Origin of the sequence: Candidatus Nitrosoglobus terrae, assembly GCF_002356115.1 — a bacterium.
Lineage (GTDB): Bacteria > Pseudomonadota > Gammaproteobacteria > Nitrosococcales > Nitrosococcaceae > Nitrosoglobus > Nitrosoglobus terrae.
This window is the reverse complement of record NZ_AP014836.1, coordinates 335,284-354,100: the sequence shown is the minus strand read 5'-3', so window position 1 is coordinate 354,100 and position 18,817 is coordinate 335,284. Positions and strand designations below refer to the sequence as shown.

The window sequence follows — 18,817 nt, the reverse complement described above, 5'->3', positions numbered from 1 at the left end:
GATTATTCAATTTACCAATAATTATCTCGTTTCATAAATATCTCGGGCATAATTTTCAAAGCGGGTGTATTGACCTCGGAAAGTTAAACGCACAGTCCCAATAGGACCATTACGCTGCTTACTAACGATAATCTCAGCCGTCCCTTTATCAGGGCTATCTTCATGGTATACTTCGTCTCGATAAATAAATACGATAACATCTGCATCCTGCTCAATAGCCCCTGATTCCCGTAAATCCGACATTACTGGACGCTTGTTAGGTCGCTGCTCTAGACTGCGGTTTAATTGAGATAGGGCTAGTACCGGTATATTAAGTTCTTTAGCAAGCGTTTTAAGATTACGTGAGATTTCAGAAATCTCAGTAACCCGATTTTCTCGATGACCAGGAACCTGCATTAGCTGTAGATAATCAATTAGGATCAAACCTAACCCCCCTTGCTCTCGCATCAATCTCCGTGCCCGCGCTCGAAGCTCAGTGGGTGAAAGGGCCGGAGTATCGTCGATAAAAATAGGCGCTTCGCTTAACAAGCTTACTGCCGACGTTAGCCGTGGCCAATCATCTTCCTCTAAGCGTCCCGTTCTTACCCGATGCTGATCAATATGCCCCAGAGAGGACATCATACGCATCGCCAATTGTTCCCCAGGCATTTCCATACTAAATACAGCCACCGGTATCCGACGCTTAATAGCCACGTGCTCAGCGATATTCATTGCAAAGGCGGTTTTACCCATTGATGGTCTACCTGCGGCTATCACCAAATCGGCTTGTTGTAAACCTGAAGTAAGCTCATCAAAATCAGCAAACCCAGATGAAAGCCCGGTAATTGGGCTGTCTTTTTCAAATAGCTGGTCAATCCGATCCACTACTTTGCTTAGCAGATTTTTCATATCAACGAAATTCCGTTGACTGCGAGTCCCTTGATCAGCAATTTCAAATACCCGTTTCTCAGCCTCATCTAGCAGTTCGCGGCTATTTCGCCCTTCTGGCTGGTAAGCACTATTAGCAATATCAGTACCTACACGAATCAATTGACGTAATATAGAACGCTCGCGTACCACATCTGCATAGGCTTTGATATTGGCTGCTGTAGGAGTATTGCGAGCTAAGCTTGTGATATAAGCTAAGTTACCCGCCCCTTCCAATAATTGCTTATTCTTAAGCTGCTCTGAGAGAGTGATGACATCACAGGGCTGCGATTGTTCAATCAGCTCACTAATGGATTGAAATAAAAGGCGGTGATCTTGGCGGTAAAAATCATCGGGCCTGAGAAGATCACCAATCTGATCCCACGCCTTATTATCTAATAATAACCCACCTAATACTGACTGCTCGGCTTCTACTGAGTGAGGAGGAACCTTCAGCTCGCTAAACTCAGCTTCCTTCTCCCGATAGGAGAACTCTGGCATCTCTCCTCTCCCGATAGCTTAATTTCCAAGTTTTATACCCGGTAAAACGCTAAGAGCAGGAATTATTCTTCGCCTGCCACTACCACTTTAATAGGGGCTATTATACCCGAGTACAAATGAACCTCTAGCTCATACTCACCAATTTGCCGTAAAGATCCATAGGGCAATCGTATTTCCTTTTTATCTATTTCAAATCCAGCCCTAGTTAAAGCGTTTGTAATATCTGCTGCCCCAACTGATCCAAACAGTTTTCCTTCAACACCAACCTTTGCCGTAATCGTCACACTACCTAGGGCTATCAGCGCCTGCTTGCGTTTTTCTGCTGCCATGACTGATTCTGCTGCTGCTTTTTCCAGCTCCGCCCTACGGGACTCAAAATAAAGATCATTATCCTTAGTGGCGATCACTGCTTTCCTACGCGGTATAAGGTAATTCCGAGCGTAGCCAGCTTTTACTGCTACCTTCTCCCCTAATTTTCCCAGATTTGGCATTTGCTCTAATAATATTACTTCCATTTTCTATATTCCCACATTTATTATCAGACAGGATCAGTCGCTTAATTTAAATATAGTAGCTTTCCTATTAAGATAATCACTTTCAATCAATAATCTCTAAAGCCATTTATTAATGACGATCACAATAAGGGAGTAATGCTAAATAGCGAGCTCGCTTGATCGCCCGAGATAACTGCCGCTGATATTTAGCTTTAGTACCAATAATTCGGCTTGGAACAATCCTACCTGTCTCAGTAATATACTCTCTAAGAGTGACAAGATCTTTATAATCAATTTCTTTAACTCCATCGGCAGTAAAGCGACAAAACTTTTTACGCCGAAAATATTGCGCCATAATTCACCTTCAATAATTAATAATTAATAATTAGGATTTAACTAGCAGCCAAGGTATAGCCATTCTGATACGCTAGTCTACCAACAATAGATGATCATAAAATTTATTCTAAATCTCTTTAATTAGAGAACTAGGGAACATTTACGCTACATGAGTACCTCTATCCTGATTATCACCTTCTTCCTCAGCCGCTGAATCTGTCTCATCTCTATACCTATGACGATCGGATCGTGAGCTATCATAAGGACGCCCCCCTGACTCATCTTTTTTGATTAGAGAAAGTTCAGTAATAGCCTCCTCTCGTCGAATGACCATATCTCGCAGTACCGCGTCATTGAAGCGGAAAGCGCTAGTAAGCTCCTCAAGTGCGGCTGATGTACACTCGATATTCATCAAGACATAATGGGCTTTGTGAATCTTTTGTATTGGGTAAGCCAGTTGGCGCCGCCCCCAGTCTTCCAATCGGTGAATATGGCCGCCATCACCCTCAATCATTTGCCGGTAGCGCTCTATCATTGCAGGGAGCTGCTCGCTTTGATCTGGGTGAACTAAAAATACAACTTCATAATGTCGCACTAATCATAACTCCTCATGGTTTGGGCAGTCACCCTAATTAAAGGCGACAAGGAGGTTAATAAAATATATAATCAATATCCCTAACTAAAATCAATAACTTAATTAAGGGTATGAAATTATATGCTACCTATCTATAAATCACAAAAATTAAATCTCTAGCTAAGGCTAAAAATGCGTTGACGCTGTGCTTCAAAAAGGCATACACCAGCGGCAACGGAAACATTTAAGCTACCTACTGTTCCATACATGGGGATATGGGCTAAATGATCGCAATATTCTCGTGTTAGTCGTCGCAGACCCCGATCTTCAGCACCTAACACCAAACCTAACGGGCCATGAAGATCTATCTTATAGAGGCTTTCTCCTTCATCAATCACTGCCCCTACTAGCCATAATCCCTGAGTACGTAACTGATCTATTAATCGAGCTAAATTAGTAACCTCTATAAAAGGGATTCGCTCTGCAGCGCCGCTGGACACTTTACGCACTACAGGGGTTAAACCTACTGCTCGATCTTTAGGTGCAATTACTGCATGGACCCCGGCTGCTTCTGCCGTACGTAAACAAGCCCCCAAGTTGTGAGGATCTTCAACCCCATCTAAGATAAGTAAAAAAGGAGGCGCTTTCAGGTTAGCTAAAAGGGTAAATAATCCTCTTTCGGTAAACGCTGGCTGCATTAAGCAGCGGATAATCACACCTTGATGGCAAGCACCAGGGGCTAAAATATCTAAATCCTCTCGATTTACTAGCAGCGGAGCAAGATCCCGTTTATGGGCAAGATCAGCAATCTCTTGTAGCCCCTTATTTATTCGGCTTTTATCTAGCCAAAGGGCTATAATCTGGGTTGCGGGTTGTTCCAAAACAGCACGAACTACATGTAGCCCATATCGTAGTTCACCATCAAACTGATCTTCATCTACATGAGGAGAAAATTGCTGAGGATTTTCAAATTTACGTTTCCTGCGCACCGCTAACTACCCGAGAGTGAATATCCATTTATTAAACCCTTATAATAATTCATATTACTGTCTACTTATATCCCAGTATCAATTTATTTCATATAGACTCCTTTTCTATTCAGGTGACCCATCTTAGCAAATATTTTGGCAAAATAGAGGCAGTTAAGGATCTCAGTTTCCCGATCCGCGCTGGATCTATAGCGGCTTTGTTAGGCGGTAATGGTGCAGGGAAAACTACAACGCTGGCTATGATGCTAGGATTATTATTGCCCAGCCATGGCGATATCCATCTACTAGGCGAGAATATGTTACGTCAGCGTTGGAGAGTAAGATATTTTTATTTACTACTGGCTAATTTATCAGCGTTACGGGTAGTTTCCGGCAACCGATAGCGGGTGGTACAAGCCATCACATAATCAATGGCGGTAGTCAAACTAATCCTATGACCTGGTGAGACAAAAATTGGACTTACTCCAGATCGAGTCCGTAATACTGCACCAATAGTTTCCTCCTTATCGATTAACGGTACCCAACTTCCCCTCATCTCTGGCACTGGCTCATGTCGACCCACCAAACGAGACTTACCTACGCCAATACTGGGTAAATTAGTCAATACTCCCAGATGGCAAGCAATACCAAAGCGACGAGGATGGGCTATTCCCTGCCCATCGCAGAATATGAGATCTGGAGTCACCGTTAATTGCGCCAAAGCTGCTAATATCGCTGGGCACTCACGAAAAGATAACAAACCGGGAATATAACGAGAACACGTAGGCTGTCTGGCAACCGTCTGTTCAATGAAGCTTAGATCATCAAAACGTAACACTACTACCGCAGCTCGGGTGATACTATCTCGATCCTCAAAACCAACATCAACCCCAGCAACAGTTTGTACGGGATCCAAACGATCTTCTGTAATGACTTGAGCTGACAGTTTCCGCTGCAAAGCTATAGCCTCACTGGGAGAAAGATTCCAAGGGTGAGAATTGCAATAGTTTAATTGTTTACTCATTACTCTCTCTGTTGATCGCTACATCCAGTTTTTTAAAAATAAATCATAAATTTATCAATAATTTATGACTACTCATCCAGAATCAGAATAGCGCCAGCTGCTCAATACCGATAGAATAAAAAATTCACAAATAAATTATTTTATTATATGGATACTAATCTGCAGCTTATTCTCTACCACACTGCCGGTTGTCATTTATGTGATGAGGCGCGGGAAATTATAGCCCAAGTTCCTAAAATTACTGTTGAAGAGGTGGAAATTGGGGACGATTCTGAACTTATCAAGCATTACGGGACTCGCATTCCAGTGCTCATGCAACCAGATTTAGGATCAGTGCTAGATTGGCCTTTTACGGTTGATACCGTTACCCAATGGATCAACCGTTACTAAAAACACTACGCCCTGAAAACCTTAGCCATCTCTTACAGTTTTGCTACCGGCTATGGCTAAAATAGGAAAAGCAAAATGGATTTCACTACCTCGCAGATGCGCATTAATTCCCCTGCGATTAAGCTCAAGATCTAACCTGAATATTTCACGAATTTTTTCCTCGTCGCCTAGATTTGGAAACGAAGCTTTTAATAGCTGTTCAAGCCCTTCTTCAAATTTATATCGAGTAGTTTTAATATTTACAAGCCCAGAATCGGCGATAATAGCATTTATCTCATGGAATGTGAGGGCATGGACATGGGAAGGATCTCGAAGTTTCTCTAGTTGATCAAAAGCCTCAACATTTTCCGGGCGCTGCACCACATCAACAATAATAACCCTACCACCCGGCTGGCATACCCGAATCATTTCATTTAGAACGGCTCTTGGGTTAAGAAAATGATGGAACGTATAGCGCGTTAACACAATAGAGAATTGCGAATCTGGAAACGGCAACGGTAAAACATCCCCAATCTGCCATGTAAGATTGGTTAGACTTTTTTCTTGCTGGCGTTTTTTAGCCTGCTCGATCATTTGCGAGGTAATGTCAATACCCGTAACATGATCTGCATAGAGGGCAAATTCGCAGGCAACAAGCCCAGGACCACAGGCAACGTCAAGAACAGTATCCGCACCTGATACATCCGACATTTCAATCAGTATTTGCATAGCCTGAGAATGCCCAGGTAATTCAGCAAAAGGGATAGCTTGCTGTGAAAACTGATCAATGATCGTTTGGTTGTGCATTAATGGCGTTTTCTGCATGAAGACCTCTATTTTTTACTCCCTAGCGTTCATCTAGCCTCTTTCTAAACTATAGAAACAAAATATAACGCAATCAATTGCTCAACCCACTAATGGGAATCTTAGTGATCCCAGCCATAACTAATCTAGGTTTTTATTAATCGTCAACAGCCATAGGTTGTGCCCAGTATTGCTTATCAAAAAGTATACCTTCTGCATCAAGGGTATAGCGGGCGATGTAAGTTGTCCCCATCTGTTCACTAAATCCCTTAGTCCTAACATTTTTAACGTAGACGTATATTTGGCGGCCTTTTTCGTCTGCTCTTAGCGTCTCTGGAGTACCTAGTAATTTGCGCAAATCATCCTTTGTAGTTTGTCCAACTACCAGTGTTTTATCTTTAAATCGAGCTTTTGCAGCTTCTATTGTCCGAGGTGCTGCCTCGCCTTTCTCATCAAAAGCCATATATTTATAGCTATCAATTTGAGGGCAACCGGCTAAACCCGCAATAACACCCATTACAGCTAAAATACGGATAAAAGTTTTCATTTCTGGTTTTAAAATGAATAAATTAAAGTGCGAGGATTATACTTTGGGATACAATCTATGAATAGAGCCTAAAATTCGTTACCTATATTACTAATTTTTAGGGTTAGTCGCCTGTACTACTTTTAAGGCAGAGGCTACTAAAGAAGATATATCGGCCATATTTCCCGGTACGATTAGGGTATTCCCTTGTTTAGCCATATTAGCAAAAGCGGCTACATACTGCTCAGCAACTTTTAGATTGACCGCTTCTATCCCGCCAGGAGCCGAAATTGCCTTAGCCACCATCTCAATAGCTTGAGCAGTCGCCTGAGCCACCATTCGCATAGACTCAGCTTGTCCTTTTGCCTGATTAATCGCTGCGGTCATAGATCCTTCAGAGGCTGCGATAGCGGCCTGTTTTCCGCCTTCTGCTAGATTAATTTCCTTCTGGCGCTCTCCTTCCGACTCAGCGATTTTCGCCCGTTTCTCTCGTTCAGCTGTAATCTGCAATTGCATAGAACGTAACACCGATTCAGGAGGCAGAATATCTTTAATTTCATAACGAAGTACCTTGACCCCCCAAGTCACGCACGCCTCATCCAACACCGCTACTACAGATCGATTGATCGTCTCTCGATCTTCTAGTAACCGATCCAATGCTCGTTTTCCTACCTCAGAGCGTAAAGTAGTTTTTGCTAGCTGCTCAATAGCTTGCTCTAAATTAGAAGTGCCATAAGAGGCTTGCCTAGGATCTGTTACCTGAAAATATAAAATGCCGTCAATCTTTACCTGAGTATTGTCCTGGGTAATACACGTCTGCGGCCTCACGTCATAGGGGATTTCTTTTAACGTATGTCGATAAGCAATCCGATCAACAAACGGAATCAAAATATGCAAGCCGGCCAACAAGCTATCACGATAACGTCCTAAACGTTCCACTACAAATACGGCCTGTTGGGGCACCACCCGTATAGAAAGGACTAACAGGATAATCACAAACACCGCCAATACAGCAGAAAATATAAGCCCGCCAGTTATGATCATTAATTATTCCTCTCTTTTTTAAAATAAATCAGTCTACTTGATCTAGTATTAAGATTGATCCTTCCTGTCCTACGATCACCAATAGATCGCCCTCCTTTACCGGTATATCTCGATGTAACAGCCGCCCCGACCATTCAGAGCCTCGATATCTCACTCGTAGATCTCCATGAATATTAGGCAACCCTACGACCACCACTGTTTGTCCTTGGCTTTCTGGTGCTAAAGCAGGAGGTAATTTATTTTTCTTTCCAAGATGCTTTGCCGCTACTGCCATCCCCAGCAAGCTACCCATGGCAAATACTCCCACTTCAAGGGTAAGGCTATCAATTCCTAAAAAAACCAATAAGGCCGCTAGTAATGCTCCACCGCCAGCAAACAACATCGCAAAAGTACCGGTCAACATTTCCAGTACTATCAGTACCCCAGCAATAATTAACCAGGTCCACATAATTCAGCTTCCAATAATGACGAAGAGATAATACAGTATTTATTACCCTAAAACTCTAATCCTAGGCTACTAAGAGAAAAACTAATAATAACTGTATAGCTAAAGGCGTTGCTTCAATAGTCGATAGCGCAAATATCAGACTGAATTTTAGAACGCCTTGAGTAAGGCAGCGAATGGGGAGTCATTATGTTATCCAGATCCCTTTTATTTAATAGTGATACCGACCAGTTGGGGTAAGTCTGAAATTAAGTGCTTTATTTTAGAACCCGGTTTACTGGAAGCTATTATCACTCTCCATCGATATTTCCGTACCGGAATTAGCACTTATATTTGGCTGATCTCCAACTGGGTACACAACTCTAGGAAGCGGTGCAACAGCTTGACCATCAACAGGGATTAATCGCGATTATTAATTGTGATGATAAAGGCCAAGCTGCTTAATGGACGGACTAAGGCTATGATCGTGACTAGCTCGTGCCCCGCAGCAGCCCGCTATAAACTGGCGTTGGAACAATACGTTAAAGATGATAACCCAGAATACAGTGATTATCGGGTATTGATGGCTTTTTCAGGAAAACTCACCAGCCAGTAAATCCGCCATGAAGAGGATGGCAGTATTCCAGTGGCAAGGTGTTTAATATAGATGAAGCGTGGGAATTTACTAGAGCTAACATGTATGAAGGCTTGCCAAACGCTGATTTACGTACTGCCTTCGCCCTGCGCCCTATAATACTATACGTGGATAAAATCATGGGTAATGAGGTTGAAGTGGTGCAAACCTTCTCCCGCTTAAACTGAGAAAAGGGGAAAATATTGATTTACGCAATTTATGCATGAGTTTTTCATTGCGGAGCTAAACGTAATGTTTCAAGGGTAACAGTTCGTAGCTTACCTGCCGATCGCCAAAACACTTCAACCTTAACGTTATAAAGCATGACAGCTCGACTGGCGGGATTATCAAGCCCTTGGCCTAAGCCCTCATTATTAAAGGCTTGGTCAGGGGAAACACTCGTACGCCAATTATATTTTCCGAACTTTCCTTCTTCAGTTCCTGTTACATAAGGTGTTTCCACCCCTACCACTGCAAGCTTGGATTCAGCTAATGAAGTGGCATAGGTGTATTCTTCCGATAAAATACTGGCTTCCATTCCCGTTGAGAAAATTCTCAGCAAAACCCCGAGGGAAATACTAAGGATAGCAAACGCAACTAATACCTCTAGCAAGGAAAAACCTTGCTCATTCCTCGTCAAGAATAGCTACTCGGCCGGTTAACCAATTAATATCAATCAGGTATTTACGATCTCCTCGACTCAAGGTAATCTGCCCTCCGGTGGATGTACCATCAGGAAAAAACCGGATTTTACCTATAGTCTTTGAATCAACCTGAGAGCTTGCAGTCATAAGCCCGATTTCCATATTACTTGGCAGTGGATACTGGTGTTTTTTTCCGGTCACCATAAATTGATGACGTTCTAAATCTAGGGTTAAAACAGCTTCTTTGTGCCCGGTAATAGCTTGGCTGCGGGCATATTTTAGCCCCGCCACTACTCGCCGAGCCGCTCCTTTCATCTCAGCGCTAGAGGCACCCCTTTCTAACAGTGGAGGGATTAATGACATTAGCAGCCCAGCTAGGGCTAAAACAACAAGTAGCTCCACTAACGTAAACCCTGTTTGAGATTTACCTAGAGCGATCCTCAAAGAAGCTCTTTTTCTTACTAAAAGAGCAGGAGAAAGCAGAATCTCCAACATGGCCAACTCATACCACTGTTAAACTGCTTCCTCTCATTTCTAGCAATTGAAGTATTTATAGCTATTGCCAGCTTACAACATCTCGGTTTTCACTTTCGCCCCCATCAGCATTATCCGCACCCAAGGTATAGATATCAAAAGGGCCATACTCCCCTGGTGAACGGTAATGGTAGTCATTTCCCCAAGGATCTTTAGGCACTTGTTTTTTCTTGAAATAGGGACCATTCCAGCTAGAGGCTCCGGGAGGTGCTTCGATTAACGCCTGTAGTCCTTCACTACTGTTAGGGTAATGTCCCACATCTAGGCGATAAAGCTCAAGGCTAGAGGCTATATTTTCAATCTGAAGCCGAGCTGAATCCGTCTTCGCCCCTCCTAAATATTTCATCACCTGAGGACCTACTAATCCAGCAAGTAAACCTAGAATAACTAATACTACTAGCAGCTCAATTAAAGTAAAACCAAAGCTGCTTGTATATCTTAATTTCTTTAATCTGATTAGCTGCATTATATTTCCTCTTCTAAAATGCTAATTCATTAACACTTAAAATAGCGACCAATATAGACATAATAATCCCAGCAATCACTACGCCTAAGCTAAGTATCAGTACAGGCTCTAACAAAGCCAATAAACGCTTAATAGCGGACTCTACTTCTACATCATAAGTCGTAGCCACCTGAGCTAACATCTCCTCCAATTGGCCTGTCTCCTCACCCACTTTAATCATTTGTACCGCCATTTTTGGAAATAGCCCAGTTTCTAGCAAAGGGCCAGACATTCCATGACCATGGCGTAAATCATCAGCAACCTCAGCAAGAGATTCCGCCATGACCATATTGCTCAAGGTATCTTTTACAATCTCCAACGCCGAAAGCAAAGGCACTCCATTAAGCAATAAAGTACTTAGAGTTCGAGAAAATCTTGCCGTCTCTAATTTAGCGATTAAATCCCCTGCTAGGGGGAGTTGTAAGAGCCAACCATCCCACCAGTACCGACGCTCTGGAATCTGTAGCTGATGGCGTGCCAGTGATACAATTCCTAAAAAACCTAGTAATAACGCCCACCAATAATTTTGCAGAAGCTCACCAGCAGCAATTACGATTTGCGTTGCTACGGGTAACGCCTTACCTGCACTTTCAAATAGTTGCTCAAATTGAGGAACGACAAACGCTAATAGAATAATCACTGAAAGCCCAGCAACGCCTACTAAAATAGTAGGATAGATTAAGGCAGAGGTAACTAAATCTTTTAAAGCCTTGGATCGTTCCATAAACTCAGCCAGTCGACCGAGAATGACATCTACAGCACCCCCCGCTTCACCTGCTCTAATCATGCTGATATAAAGTGGAGAAAAGGTTTCTCCTTGGGACTCCATTGCCTCTGCTAACGAAGATCCTCCTCGCACTTGCTCTTGGATACGGGATAAAAGCTGGCTCACAGGTCCTTCGTCTGCAATCTCCATTAAAATGCTAAAAGCTCTATCTAAAGGTAACCCTGCTCGCAGTAAAGCAGCCAATTCTCCGGTCAATATTGCCACTTCGTTCTGGCGAACTCTTTTTTTATCTCTAAATAAACTTTTGCTAAGAGGCTGCCTTGATCGGCCTCTCGCTCCAAGTTTAGCCTCTTCAATCCGAATTGGAATATAGTTCTGAGAATGCAGCCACTCAACCACTCCAGCTTCGTGATCTGCTCTATGCTCTCCCTCTATAATCTCTCCAGCTGAATTAGCCGCCTTGTAATGAAAAGCCCCCATAGCTAATAGCTCGCTTAGCTCCTTAACTTTCCTGACTCACGCGGATTACTTCCTCTAGGGTAGTAAATCCAGATAAGGCTTTAATCAGGCCATCTTCGTACATAATACGCATACCTTCTTTCTGGGCTTGTGCTTGGATATTGCCAGAATCAGCATGTTGGAGCACAAGGCGACGAATAGGTTCACTCATTACCAAAAATTCCATAATAGCAGCTCGACCATAATAGCCAATGCCATTACATTGCTCGCAACCCACAGGGCGATAGAGAGTAATGGGTTTATCTTGGCTAAACCGATGTAATCCCATTTCTTCCACTAGCTCGGGCATCGCCTCATAAGACTCAGCGCAGTGTTTACAGAGGGTACGTACTAAACGCTGCGCTAAAATACCGCTGACTGTAGAGGTGAGCAAATAATCCTCAACACCCATATCTAATAGCCGAGTTACACCACCAGCAGCATCATTCGTATGGAGGGTAGAAAGCACTAAATGACCCGTTAACGCTGATTGAACTGCAATACCTGCAGTTTCCCGATCTCGCATCTCACCAATCATAATCACGTCTGGATCTTGGCGAACAATAGATCGCAATGCACTGGCAAACGTTAGCCCAATCTGAGCTTTCACTTGAATCTGGTTAATCCCCTCAAGCTGATATTCTACCGGATCTTCCACCGTTACAATCTTCCGGTCTGGAGTATTGAGCTTATTTAATGCCGTATAAAGAGTAGTACTCTTACCACTACCCGTAGGACCTGTTACTACAATGATGCCATGGGGTAGCTCTAGTATGCGCAGAAATCGCTCTAAAGTGCTATCTTGGAAGCCTAGCGCTTCAAAATTTAAAACTACATTCCCTTTATCCAACAGTCGAAGCACCACACTTTCGCCATACAGGGTGGGCACTGTCGAAACTCGCAAATCAAGCTCTCGGCCTTGAATACGTAGCTGAATTCGCCCATCCTGAGGTAGCCGCCGTTCAGCAATATTAAGCTTTGCCATAATCTTAAAGCGAGAAATTACAGCTGCTGTGGATCGGGCTGGAGGAGCTTCCACGTCTTGTAGTACTCCATCAATTCGATAACGAACCCGAAGACGGCTCTCAAAAGGCTCGATATGAATATCTGAAGCCCGAGATTCCACCGCCCGCTGAATCAATAGATTCACTAAGCGGACTACCGGTGCCTCACTGGCCATATCTTTCAGATGCTGAACATCCGCTTCAGTATCTTCTTCTGACCCCAGATGCTCTACGATCTGCCCCATGGCGGACTTGTTACCCCCAGCCAAGCGTTCAAGGGCTGCTTCAATCTCTGAAGGTAAAGCAATTTTAAGGCGTACAGATTTACCATAAGCTAGCGCAATGGCATCTTGCACATAGCTATCACCTGGATCAGCTACAGCAAGCACTACCGAATCTTCTTCTTCTAATATGGGTATTGCCCGCGATTCTTTAAGAAAACGCAGGGAGACTTGATTATTTGCTATCTCATCATACTCACTCCCTACCCATAGGGGTACACTAAGTAGAGCGGAGAAAGAATCGGCAATATCCCGCTCAGAGACTAACCCCAATCTTATTAGCATAATTGAAAGCCGTATACCTTCTTCTGTTGCTAAGCGTTGTGCGTGCTGGAATTCCGCTGCCCGTAACTTACCGTGCTCAACTAAATACTGACCAAACCGCTTATCTAAGCTTTGAGGAGTAACTTCTTCTGGATGTGGAATCATAGCAAAAACACGATCAACTGCTAATTGAGTCATCAAAATACAATTTATTCTCTATTGATAATGATACTTAATAATAATTAATACTTCTCTATTACTTTAGTAAATAATCATAAAATACTATACTTATCCCTTTTACAATTAGCTAACTTTTTCCCTCAAAGCACCGAAATATTAAGATTTAACAAATAAATAGCCTCATTTATAAGGATTAATCATGGCGAGTAATGCTCATCAACACCGACTCAGAGACTGGTTTTTTAGTTTATATCAATATCTACTACCTCAACATCTTCTATCTCGGTTGATGTATCGCTTAACTCGACATCGGATTTCTTGGCTAACACGGCTACAAATTCGCTTGTTTATCTCAATCTTTAAGGTAAACATGGAGGAGGCAGAAAGTACTAGTGTTAAAGATTATCCTAATTTTAATACCTTCTTTGCCCGAGCGCTGCGTAAAAGTGCAAGGCCGGTCACAAAAATAGCCCATGAATTGGCCTGCCCAGTGGACGGATATGTCAGTCAAATAGGATCGTTTACCCATGGGCGGCTAATACAAGCTAAGGGTTGGAGTTATGATCTGGCTAGCTTACTAGGTGGCTCCGAAACCTATGTAACCGCGCTTTATCAGGGCCAATTTGCAACCATTTATCTTTCCCCACAAGATTATCATCGTGTTCATATGCCATTAACAGGCTACTTACAGGAGATGATCTATTTACCTGGCCGATTATTTTCAGTGAGTCCTAAAACTGTTAATGGAGTTCCCAATCTCTTTGCGCGTAATGAACGAGTCGTTAATTTGTTTGAAACTGAAATAGGCCCTCTAGCCGTGGTATTAGTGGGGGCTATCTTTGTAGGTAGTATTGAAATGGCATGGGCTGGCCAGATTACTCCTCCTTATCAGCGCCACCCACGCCGTTGGTCATACAAAGGAGATAAAATACCTAAGCTAGATAAAGGCCAAGAAATGGGGCGTTTTAATATGGGTTCTACCGTAATTTTAATTTTTCCCTCCAACACAATTAGCTGGCAGCCTAGTTTGCAGCCTAGATCTCGGGTCATTATGGGGCAAACTATAGGTCAGTGGATAAATACAACTCAATAAGAATCAAAAATATCTTAAGTAAAGTAATAAGCATTTAGGGCGGCTAAAAAACCATAATGATTACATTGAAAGAGCACAAGGACGCATAACGGCCCCCCAGCGATGTTGCGCGGCGTAGTGGAAAGCACAGAACACAAGGGTAAATAACATGGGGTTAATTGTAGTGTTTTTTCGCCTAATCTTCATTAGGCGACAGCTGAGTTAGTAACGCGCTTTATAATAGCTTCTCGCTATTTTTGGTTATCTAACCGTTACTTGCTTAGCTCTAAATCAATCTTTTTCTCATCCAGATCTACGCGGACAACCGCGACCCGAATCTTATCAGCTAAACGGTAAGTTTTATGGGTACGCTCCCCTGTAAGACGATGCTTCACTGGATCAAAATGAAAATAATCACTACCTAAGGCAGTAACATGAATTAACCCTTCAACATAAACATTGCATAGCTCTACAAATAACCCAAAGGCAGTCACTCCGGTAATTAGGCCATCAAAACACTCTCCTATCTTATCCATCATGTACTCGCATTTAAGCCAATCTACAGCATCTCTAGTGGACTCATCAGCGCGACGTTCCGTCATAGAGCAATGCTCTCCTAAACTTACCATTTCATCTTGAGTGTAATTTAAGATTTTTGCGGGCTGCTGCGCTAGTATGTGATAAATAGCCCGATGAACCAATAAATCAGGATAGCGCCGTATAGGGGAAGTAAAATGGGTATAGGCAGTTAATGCCAACCCAAAATGTCCATTGTTTTCTGGGCTATAGATGGCTTGTTTAAGACTACGCAGCATAATGGTCTGAATAAGGTGAGCATCTGATCGCCCTTGAATCTGCTGCAGAAGGTGTGAAAAATCCTTAGATTTAGGGGAATCTCCCCCTCGTAATTCTAATCCTAGCTCCGCCAAAAAGCTCCGTAAATCAACCAGCTTATCTTCTGCTGGCTGCTCATGAACACGAAAAAGACTTAGAATCTTGCGTTTGGCCAAGAAGCGAGCAGCAGCAACATTAGCTAAAATCATAAACTCTTCAATCAGCCGATGAATATCATTACGTACCGCAAGCTGAATATCTTTAATTTTTTGAAGTTTATCAAAAATAATTTTGGTCTCAGCGACCTCAAAATCAATAGCGCCTCGCCGAGATCGTCCTTTGCGCAGCAACTGATATAGGCTATACATGCTCTCAAGCCCTGGAAGTACTGCTTGATAACACTTTTGTAGCTTTTGATCCCTATCTAAGAGCATAGCTGCAACCTGATTATAAGTTAATCGAGCAGCTGATCGCATCACCCCAGGATAAAAGCGAAAACTATTCAATCCACCTCGTGAGCCGATCTCCATCTCACAGACCAAACACAAGCGATCTACTTTAGGGTTAAGCGAACATAGTTCATTAGAAAGCACCTCCGGCAGCATAGGTATCACTCGGTTAGGAAAATACACTGAGTTACCTCGCTTTTGCGCCTCAACATCTAAAGCAGAGTAAGGCCGTACATACCAAGAAACATCCGCAATAGCTACCCACAAACGCCAACCTTGGCCATTGCGCTCCGCATATACAGCATCATCAAAATCCTGCGCATCTTCACCATCAATCGTGACTAAAGGTAACTCCCGCAAATCTAATCGCCCTACCCTAGCTTCTTTAGTCACTTTCTGATTGAAAGTTTTAGCTTCAGCCAACACTTCCTCAGGCCAGATATAAGGTAGCTCATAGGTCTGGATAGCAATATCTACCTCCATCCCTGGAGCCATATTATCACCTAGTAACTCTACAACCCTACCCACCGGCTGGTGCCTAGAAGTAGGCTGTTCTATAATCTCAGCTATAATGATTTGATTATCTTTAGCGCCCTGCTGATGCTCCAGTGAAATGAGGATATCTTGGTTAAGACGCCGATTGCTTGGTACTAGAAACCCTAAATTATCCTCAACAATAAAACGACCGACAACCCGATGATTATTACGCTCTAAAATCTCAACAATAGCACCTTCCCGACGTCCACGCCGATCAACACCAATAATTCGAGCTACAACCCGATCGCCATGTAACACAGGGCGCATTTCTCGAGCAGAAAGGTAAAGATCTTCTCCTCCTGAGTCAGGGACGAGGAAACCATACCCTTCTCGATGACCTATTACCCGGCCGCGCACTAAATCCATTTTATGAATTAACCCATATGCGTGGCGGCGATTACACATTAATTGCCCCTCACGCTCCATAGCCCGTAAGCGTCGATAGAAAGCCACTCGCAGCTCATCACTAAGCTCCAACTCCTTTAATAACTCTTTACGAGTCATTGGCTTGCCCCACTGCTCTAGGCATTGCATAATGTACTCTCGGCTTGGGATAGCCTGCCCATACTTCTGGGCTTCACGAGTAAAGTAGGGATCCTTTTTTTTCCAATTATGCATTGACAAGTAATTTTCAGGCCGGTAAAGTTTCTGCTCTCTCAAGGATATCTATATTTTAAATATTGACATCTATAAATACATGCCGAGGTGGCGGAATTGGTAGACGCGCATGGTTCAGGTCCATGTAGGGGAAACCCTGTGGAGGTTCAAGTCCTCTCCTCGGCACCAAAAATTATCATTAAATATTTGATATTAACTAGGTTTTTCATACTTAATGTAAAAAAATACCCCCAGATATACCCCTAAATTATTTTTTGTTCCCTAATTGTATTCAATAACCAATGTCCAGCAGTATACGTTGTTTAAATAACATTGTAACTACGCGTTAAGCCCTTTATCTTTTCGGTAATAGGTAAAGCCTCTTTATTTAAACCAAAAGAAAAATAAGCCCGATCTTAACCAGGGTAAAACCCCTCATCCAATACTTGCTCTATACGCCAACCGGTTCGTTCAAAGCTAGCGGGGAACGTACTCTTGGCTAAGTTGGTTTCTTGTACCGCTCGCAATACGGCAATCGGATAAGCCTCTAAAATTGATTCTATAAAACGAGGCTTAAGGCTTGGGTTTTTCATAATTAACCGATGTATTCTAATCCGCTGGTCTTCAATAGTTGCCCTCCAGCTATTACTACGATGTTCAGGCTGATATTGCCATTTAAGTAGGTGAGCTATCAGCACGATCAATCTATTTTCTAGCTGTCCAATTTTATTGGTTCCCATATCTTCAACTTCTTCAATCAGTGCCTCCATATCTACCTCACTAAATCGGCCTTGCTTAAGCAACTCAGCGGTTTCCTGTGTCCAGCCATAAAAATCAGTTTCATAGGTACTCATGGGTTAATACCTCTTTTGTTTGTATATTCATGGTTATTTCCTACTTAAATACCTGAAGCACCTTAAAAAAATGATGTGCTTCGGCATGATGCTCGATGAATATTGACTTGTGCACTTAACACACCTGATACACCTGTTTTTAATATACTCCAGATAAAAATTAAATATTTTCTATCAAGGCATCATAGTTGATGATATAAACTCTAGTCATCTTGCCGTTTATTCGTTCTAGTCTGGATGTTTTCCCATCAGCTCTAGCAGGTGGTAATATCCCCTTCTCAATCAGCACCTCAATAGCCCGCTTAAAATCCAAGCCCTTTAATGCCTCTCTTAGTCCAGGGGAGCTAAATAGATACTGCTTGGCACCTTCAGGATCTATTCTGGTGTAACCTGCTAAGTTCTTTACAGGGATTTGTGAGGCTGAATTACCTATGGCTACTAACCGGCTAACTTCATGCTTATCAATAAAATCAACTAAGCTATTGAGCACCTGCCTAGGCTCCTCATCGCCTGTTTCTTCCAGTTGAGATGTTAAGGCCATTAGCTCACGGCTAATTATGGTGTTAATCCTTTTAATCAGCATCTTTATATTTTTTTCTCCTTGCTCGATCGGGGAAGCCAGTACCGAAATTCATGGGGGGTTCATCTAGAAGATGTTCGATACCCTTGAATATCGATCTATTATTCTCTAATGCTCCAGTTCCAACCCTCGGTAGTCCAAGTTCTAATAACGCTGTATCGATAGCATCTTTGCTTTCCTTTGCTCGCTGCAATTTCCTATCATCCATCAGCATTTCTATAGGTATTGCCCAGTTAATAGTTTTCGGCTTCTTCATCTTCCTCATTCGTTTCAATTCTCACTTTGCTTGTTATCTACTCTTTTATTTTCTGTTTATTCTTTGGTGTTTCAGGTGTTTCAGGTGTACAAGCCAATATTCATCGAGCATCATGCCGAAACACATCATTTTTTAGTTGTGTTAGATGTATCCATTGCTATACTGTTTACTGAATATGGTTATATTGTTTGCATTCATTTTTAGCGGTGGATACTGCCCAAGGCTTTTTAGCTAATTCTGCACGGCCTCGATACCAGCGTTCAGCTACTGTTTTAAAGGTGAGCCATTGCGCTTTCTCCTGGGCTTTACGTTAGTAAATGCCTCCCGTTTAAATACCTCTATACCCCAAAATTAAGGGCAATAATGGAAGTATATGGGAACGCTTGGGAACTGTGAA

The 18,817-nt window shown here is 42.7% G+C and carries 23 protein-coding genes and 1 tRNA gene; 5 read left to right on the top strand and 19 right to left on the bottom strand.

Translation table 11 applies throughout. The features are described from left to right. Positions 1–21: 21 nt before the first annotated feature. From dnaB to rlmB, 5 genes are all read right to left on the bottom strand, one after another. A complete protein-coding gene (gene dnaB / locus TAO_RS01735) occupies positions 22–1,407 on the bottom strand; it encodes a replicative DNA helicase (protein WP_096526336.1) in 1,386 nt (461 codons plus the stop codon). 62 nt (positions 1,408–1,469) lie between these two features. Next, positions 1,470–1,922: a 50S ribosomal protein L9 gene (gene rplI / locus TAO_RS01730; protein ID WP_096526335.1), complete on the bottom strand. Its 453-nt coding sequence runs from the start codon at positions 1,920–1,922 to the stop codon at positions 1,470–1,472. A 109-nt stretch (positions 1,923–2,031) separates the two neighbouring features. Then, on the bottom strand, positions 2,032–2,256 hold the full coding sequence (gene rpsR, locus TAO_RS01725; protein WP_096526334.1) for a 30S ribosomal protein S18: 225 nt from the start codon (positions 2,254–2,256) through the stop codon (positions 2,032–2,034). Positions 2,257–2,397: 141 nt separating this feature from the next. Beyond that, positions 2,398–2,832, bottom strand: coding sequence for a 30S ribosomal protein S6 (rpsF, locus tag TAO_RS01720; RefSeq protein WP_096526333.1), 435 nt, complete (start codon positions 2,830–2,832; stop codon positions 2,398–2,400). Between the two features lie 155 nt (positions 2,833–2,987). Beyond that, entirely contained in the window at positions 2,988–3,800 is an 813-nt protein-coding gene (gene rlmB, locus TAO_RS01715) for a 23S rRNA (guanosine(2251)-2'-O)-methyltransferase RlmB (protein ID WP_096526332.1), read from the bottom strand. A 113-nt stretch (positions 3,801–3,913) separates the two neighbouring features. Between rlmB and TAO_RS01710 the strand changes: the two genes are divergently transcribed. Next, the gene (locus TAO_RS01710; protein WP_231910542.1) at positions 3,914–4,183 is read left to right on the top strand and encodes an ATP-binding cassette domain-containing protein; all 270 of its coding nucleotides are present in this window, start codon (positions 3,914–3,916) and stop codon (positions 4,181–4,183) included. Here TAO_RS01710 and nfi read toward each other — a convergent pair. Next, positions 4,129–4,803 (bottom strand): deoxyribonuclease V, encoded by a 675-nt coding sequence (nfi, locus tag TAO_RS01705; RefSeq protein ID WP_096526330.1) that lies wholly within the window; start codon positions 4,801–4,803, stop codon positions 4,129–4,131. The two genes, TAO_RS01710 and nfi, sit on opposite strands and share 55 nt — an antisense overlap. Positions 4,804–4,950: 147 nt before the next feature. Between nfi and TAO_RS01700 the strand changes: the two genes are divergently transcribed. Then, complete coding sequence (locus TAO_RS01700) at positions 4,951–5,193, top strand: glutaredoxin family protein (protein WP_096526329.1); 243 nt, start codon at positions 4,951–4,953, stop codon at positions 5,191–5,193. A 21-nt stretch (positions 5,194–5,214) separates the two neighbouring features. Here TAO_RS01700 and TAO_RS01695 read toward each other — a convergent pair whose 3' ends face one another. From TAO_RS01695 to TAO_RS01680, 4 genes are all read right to left on the bottom strand, one after another. After that, positions 5,215–5,997 carry a class I SAM-dependent methyltransferase gene (locus TAO_RS01695; RefSeq protein ID WP_096526328.1) on the bottom strand — a complete coding sequence of 261 codons (783 nt, stop codon included), beginning with the start codon at positions 5,995–5,997 and terminating at the stop codon, positions 5,215–5,217. A gap of 136 nt (positions 5,998–6,133) precedes the next feature. Continuing rightward, positions 6,134–6,523, bottom strand: a complete 390-nt coding sequence (locus TAO_RS01690) for a hypothetical protein (RefSeq protein ID WP_096526327.1) — start codon at positions 6,521–6,523, stop codon at positions 6,134–6,136. Positions 6,524–6,613: 90 nt separating this feature from the next. Then, positions 6,614–7,546 (bottom strand): SPFH domain-containing protein, encoded by a 933-nt coding sequence (locus tag TAO_RS01685; protein ID WP_096526326.1) that lies wholly within the window; start codon positions 7,544–7,546, stop codon positions 6,614–6,616. Positions 7,547–7,574: 28 nt separating this feature from the next. Next, complete coding sequence (locus TAO_RS01680; RefSeq protein WP_096526325.1) at positions 7,575–7,994, bottom strand: NfeD family protein; 420 nt, start codon at positions 7,992–7,994, stop codon at positions 7,575–7,577. 418 nt (positions 7,995–8,412) lie between these two features. Between TAO_RS01680 and TAO_RS09620 the strand changes: the two genes are divergently transcribed. After that, positions 8,413–8,586, top strand: a complete 174-nt coding sequence (locus TAO_RS09620; RefSeq protein ID WP_172419041.1) for a hypothetical protein — start codon at positions 8,413–8,415, stop codon at positions 8,584–8,586. 250 nt (positions 8,587–8,836) lie between these two features. On the opposite strand, the gene TAO_RS01675 is transcribed toward TAO_RS09620, so the two are convergent. From TAO_RS01675 to gspE, 5 genes are all read right to left on the bottom strand, one after another. After that, positions 8,837–9,244, bottom strand: a complete 408-nt coding sequence (locus tag TAO_RS01675; protein ID WP_096526324.1) for a prepilin-type N-terminal cleavage/methylation domain-containing protein — start codon at positions 9,242–9,244, stop codon at positions 8,837–8,839. Beyond that, positions 9,231–9,743 carry a GspH/FimT family protein gene (locus TAO_RS01670; RefSeq protein ID WP_096526323.1) on the bottom strand — a complete coding sequence of 171 codons (513 nt, stop codon included), beginning with the start codon at positions 9,741–9,743 and terminating at the stop codon, positions 9,231–9,233. Before TAO_RS01670 ends, TAO_RS01675 begins: the two co-directional genes overlap by 14 nt. Before the next feature lie 61 nt (positions 9,744–9,804). Then, positions 9,805–10,248 carry a type II secretion system major pseudopilin GspG gene (gene gspG, locus TAO_RS01665; RefSeq protein WP_172419040.1) on the bottom strand — a complete coding sequence of 148 codons (444 nt, stop codon included), beginning with the start codon at positions 10,246–10,248 and terminating at the stop codon, positions 9,805–9,807. Positions 10,249–10,261: 13 nt separating this feature from the next. Next, positions 10,262–11,494 carry a type II secretion system F family protein gene (locus tag TAO_RS01660; protein WP_096526322.1) on the bottom strand — a complete coding sequence of 411 codons (1,233 nt, stop codon included), beginning with the start codon at positions 11,492–11,494 and terminating at the stop codon, positions 10,262–10,264. Positions 11,495–11,516: 22 nt separating this feature from the next. Next, a complete protein-coding gene (gene gspE / locus TAO_RS01655; protein WP_096526321.1) occupies positions 11,517–13,259 on the bottom strand; it encodes a type II secretion system ATPase GspE in 1,743 nt (580 codons plus the stop codon). A gap of 181 nt (positions 13,260–13,440) precedes the next feature. Here gspE and asd point away from each other — a divergent pair, with 181 nt between their 5' ends. Beyond that, positions 13,441–14,334 (top strand): archaetidylserine decarboxylase, encoded by an 894-nt coding sequence (asd, locus tag TAO_RS01650; RefSeq protein WP_096526320.1) that lies wholly within the window; start codon positions 13,441–13,443, stop codon positions 14,332–14,334. 251 nt (positions 14,335–14,585) lie between these two features. Here asd and rnr read toward each other — a convergent pair whose 3' ends face one another. Beyond that, positions 14,586–16,751, bottom strand: a complete 2,166-nt coding sequence (gene rnr / locus TAO_RS01645; RefSeq protein ID WP_096526319.1) for a ribonuclease R — start codon at positions 16,749–16,751, stop codon at positions 14,586–14,588. An 81-nt stretch (positions 16,752–16,832) separates the two neighbouring features. On the opposite strand from rnr, the gene TAO_RS01640 reads away from it, so the two are divergent. Next, positions 16,833–16,919: transfer RNA gene (locus tag TAO_RS01640), tRNA-Leu, on the top strand. Positions 16,920–17,146: 227 nt separating this feature from the next. Here TAO_RS01640 and TAO_RS01635 read toward each other — a convergent pair. The 3 genes from TAO_RS01635 to TAO_RS01625 form a co-directional block, all read right to left on the bottom strand. After that, positions 17,147–17,584: a DUF29 domain-containing protein gene (locus TAO_RS01635; RefSeq protein ID WP_096526318.1), complete on the bottom strand. Its 438-nt coding sequence runs from the start codon at positions 17,582–17,584 to the stop codon at positions 17,147–17,149. A 160-nt stretch (positions 17,585–17,744) separates the two neighbouring features. Beyond that, positions 17,745–18,125, bottom strand: a complete 381-nt coding sequence (locus TAO_RS01630) for a hypothetical protein (protein ID WP_172419039.1) — start codon at positions 18,123–18,125, stop codon at positions 17,745–17,747. 31 nt (positions 18,126–18,156) lie between these two features. Further along, on the bottom strand, positions 18,157–18,420 hold the full coding sequence (locus TAO_RS01625; protein ID WP_145955137.1) for a hypothetical protein: 264 nt from the start codon (positions 18,418–18,420) through the stop codon (positions 18,157–18,159). Positions 18,421–18,817 lie beyond the last annotated feature (397 nt).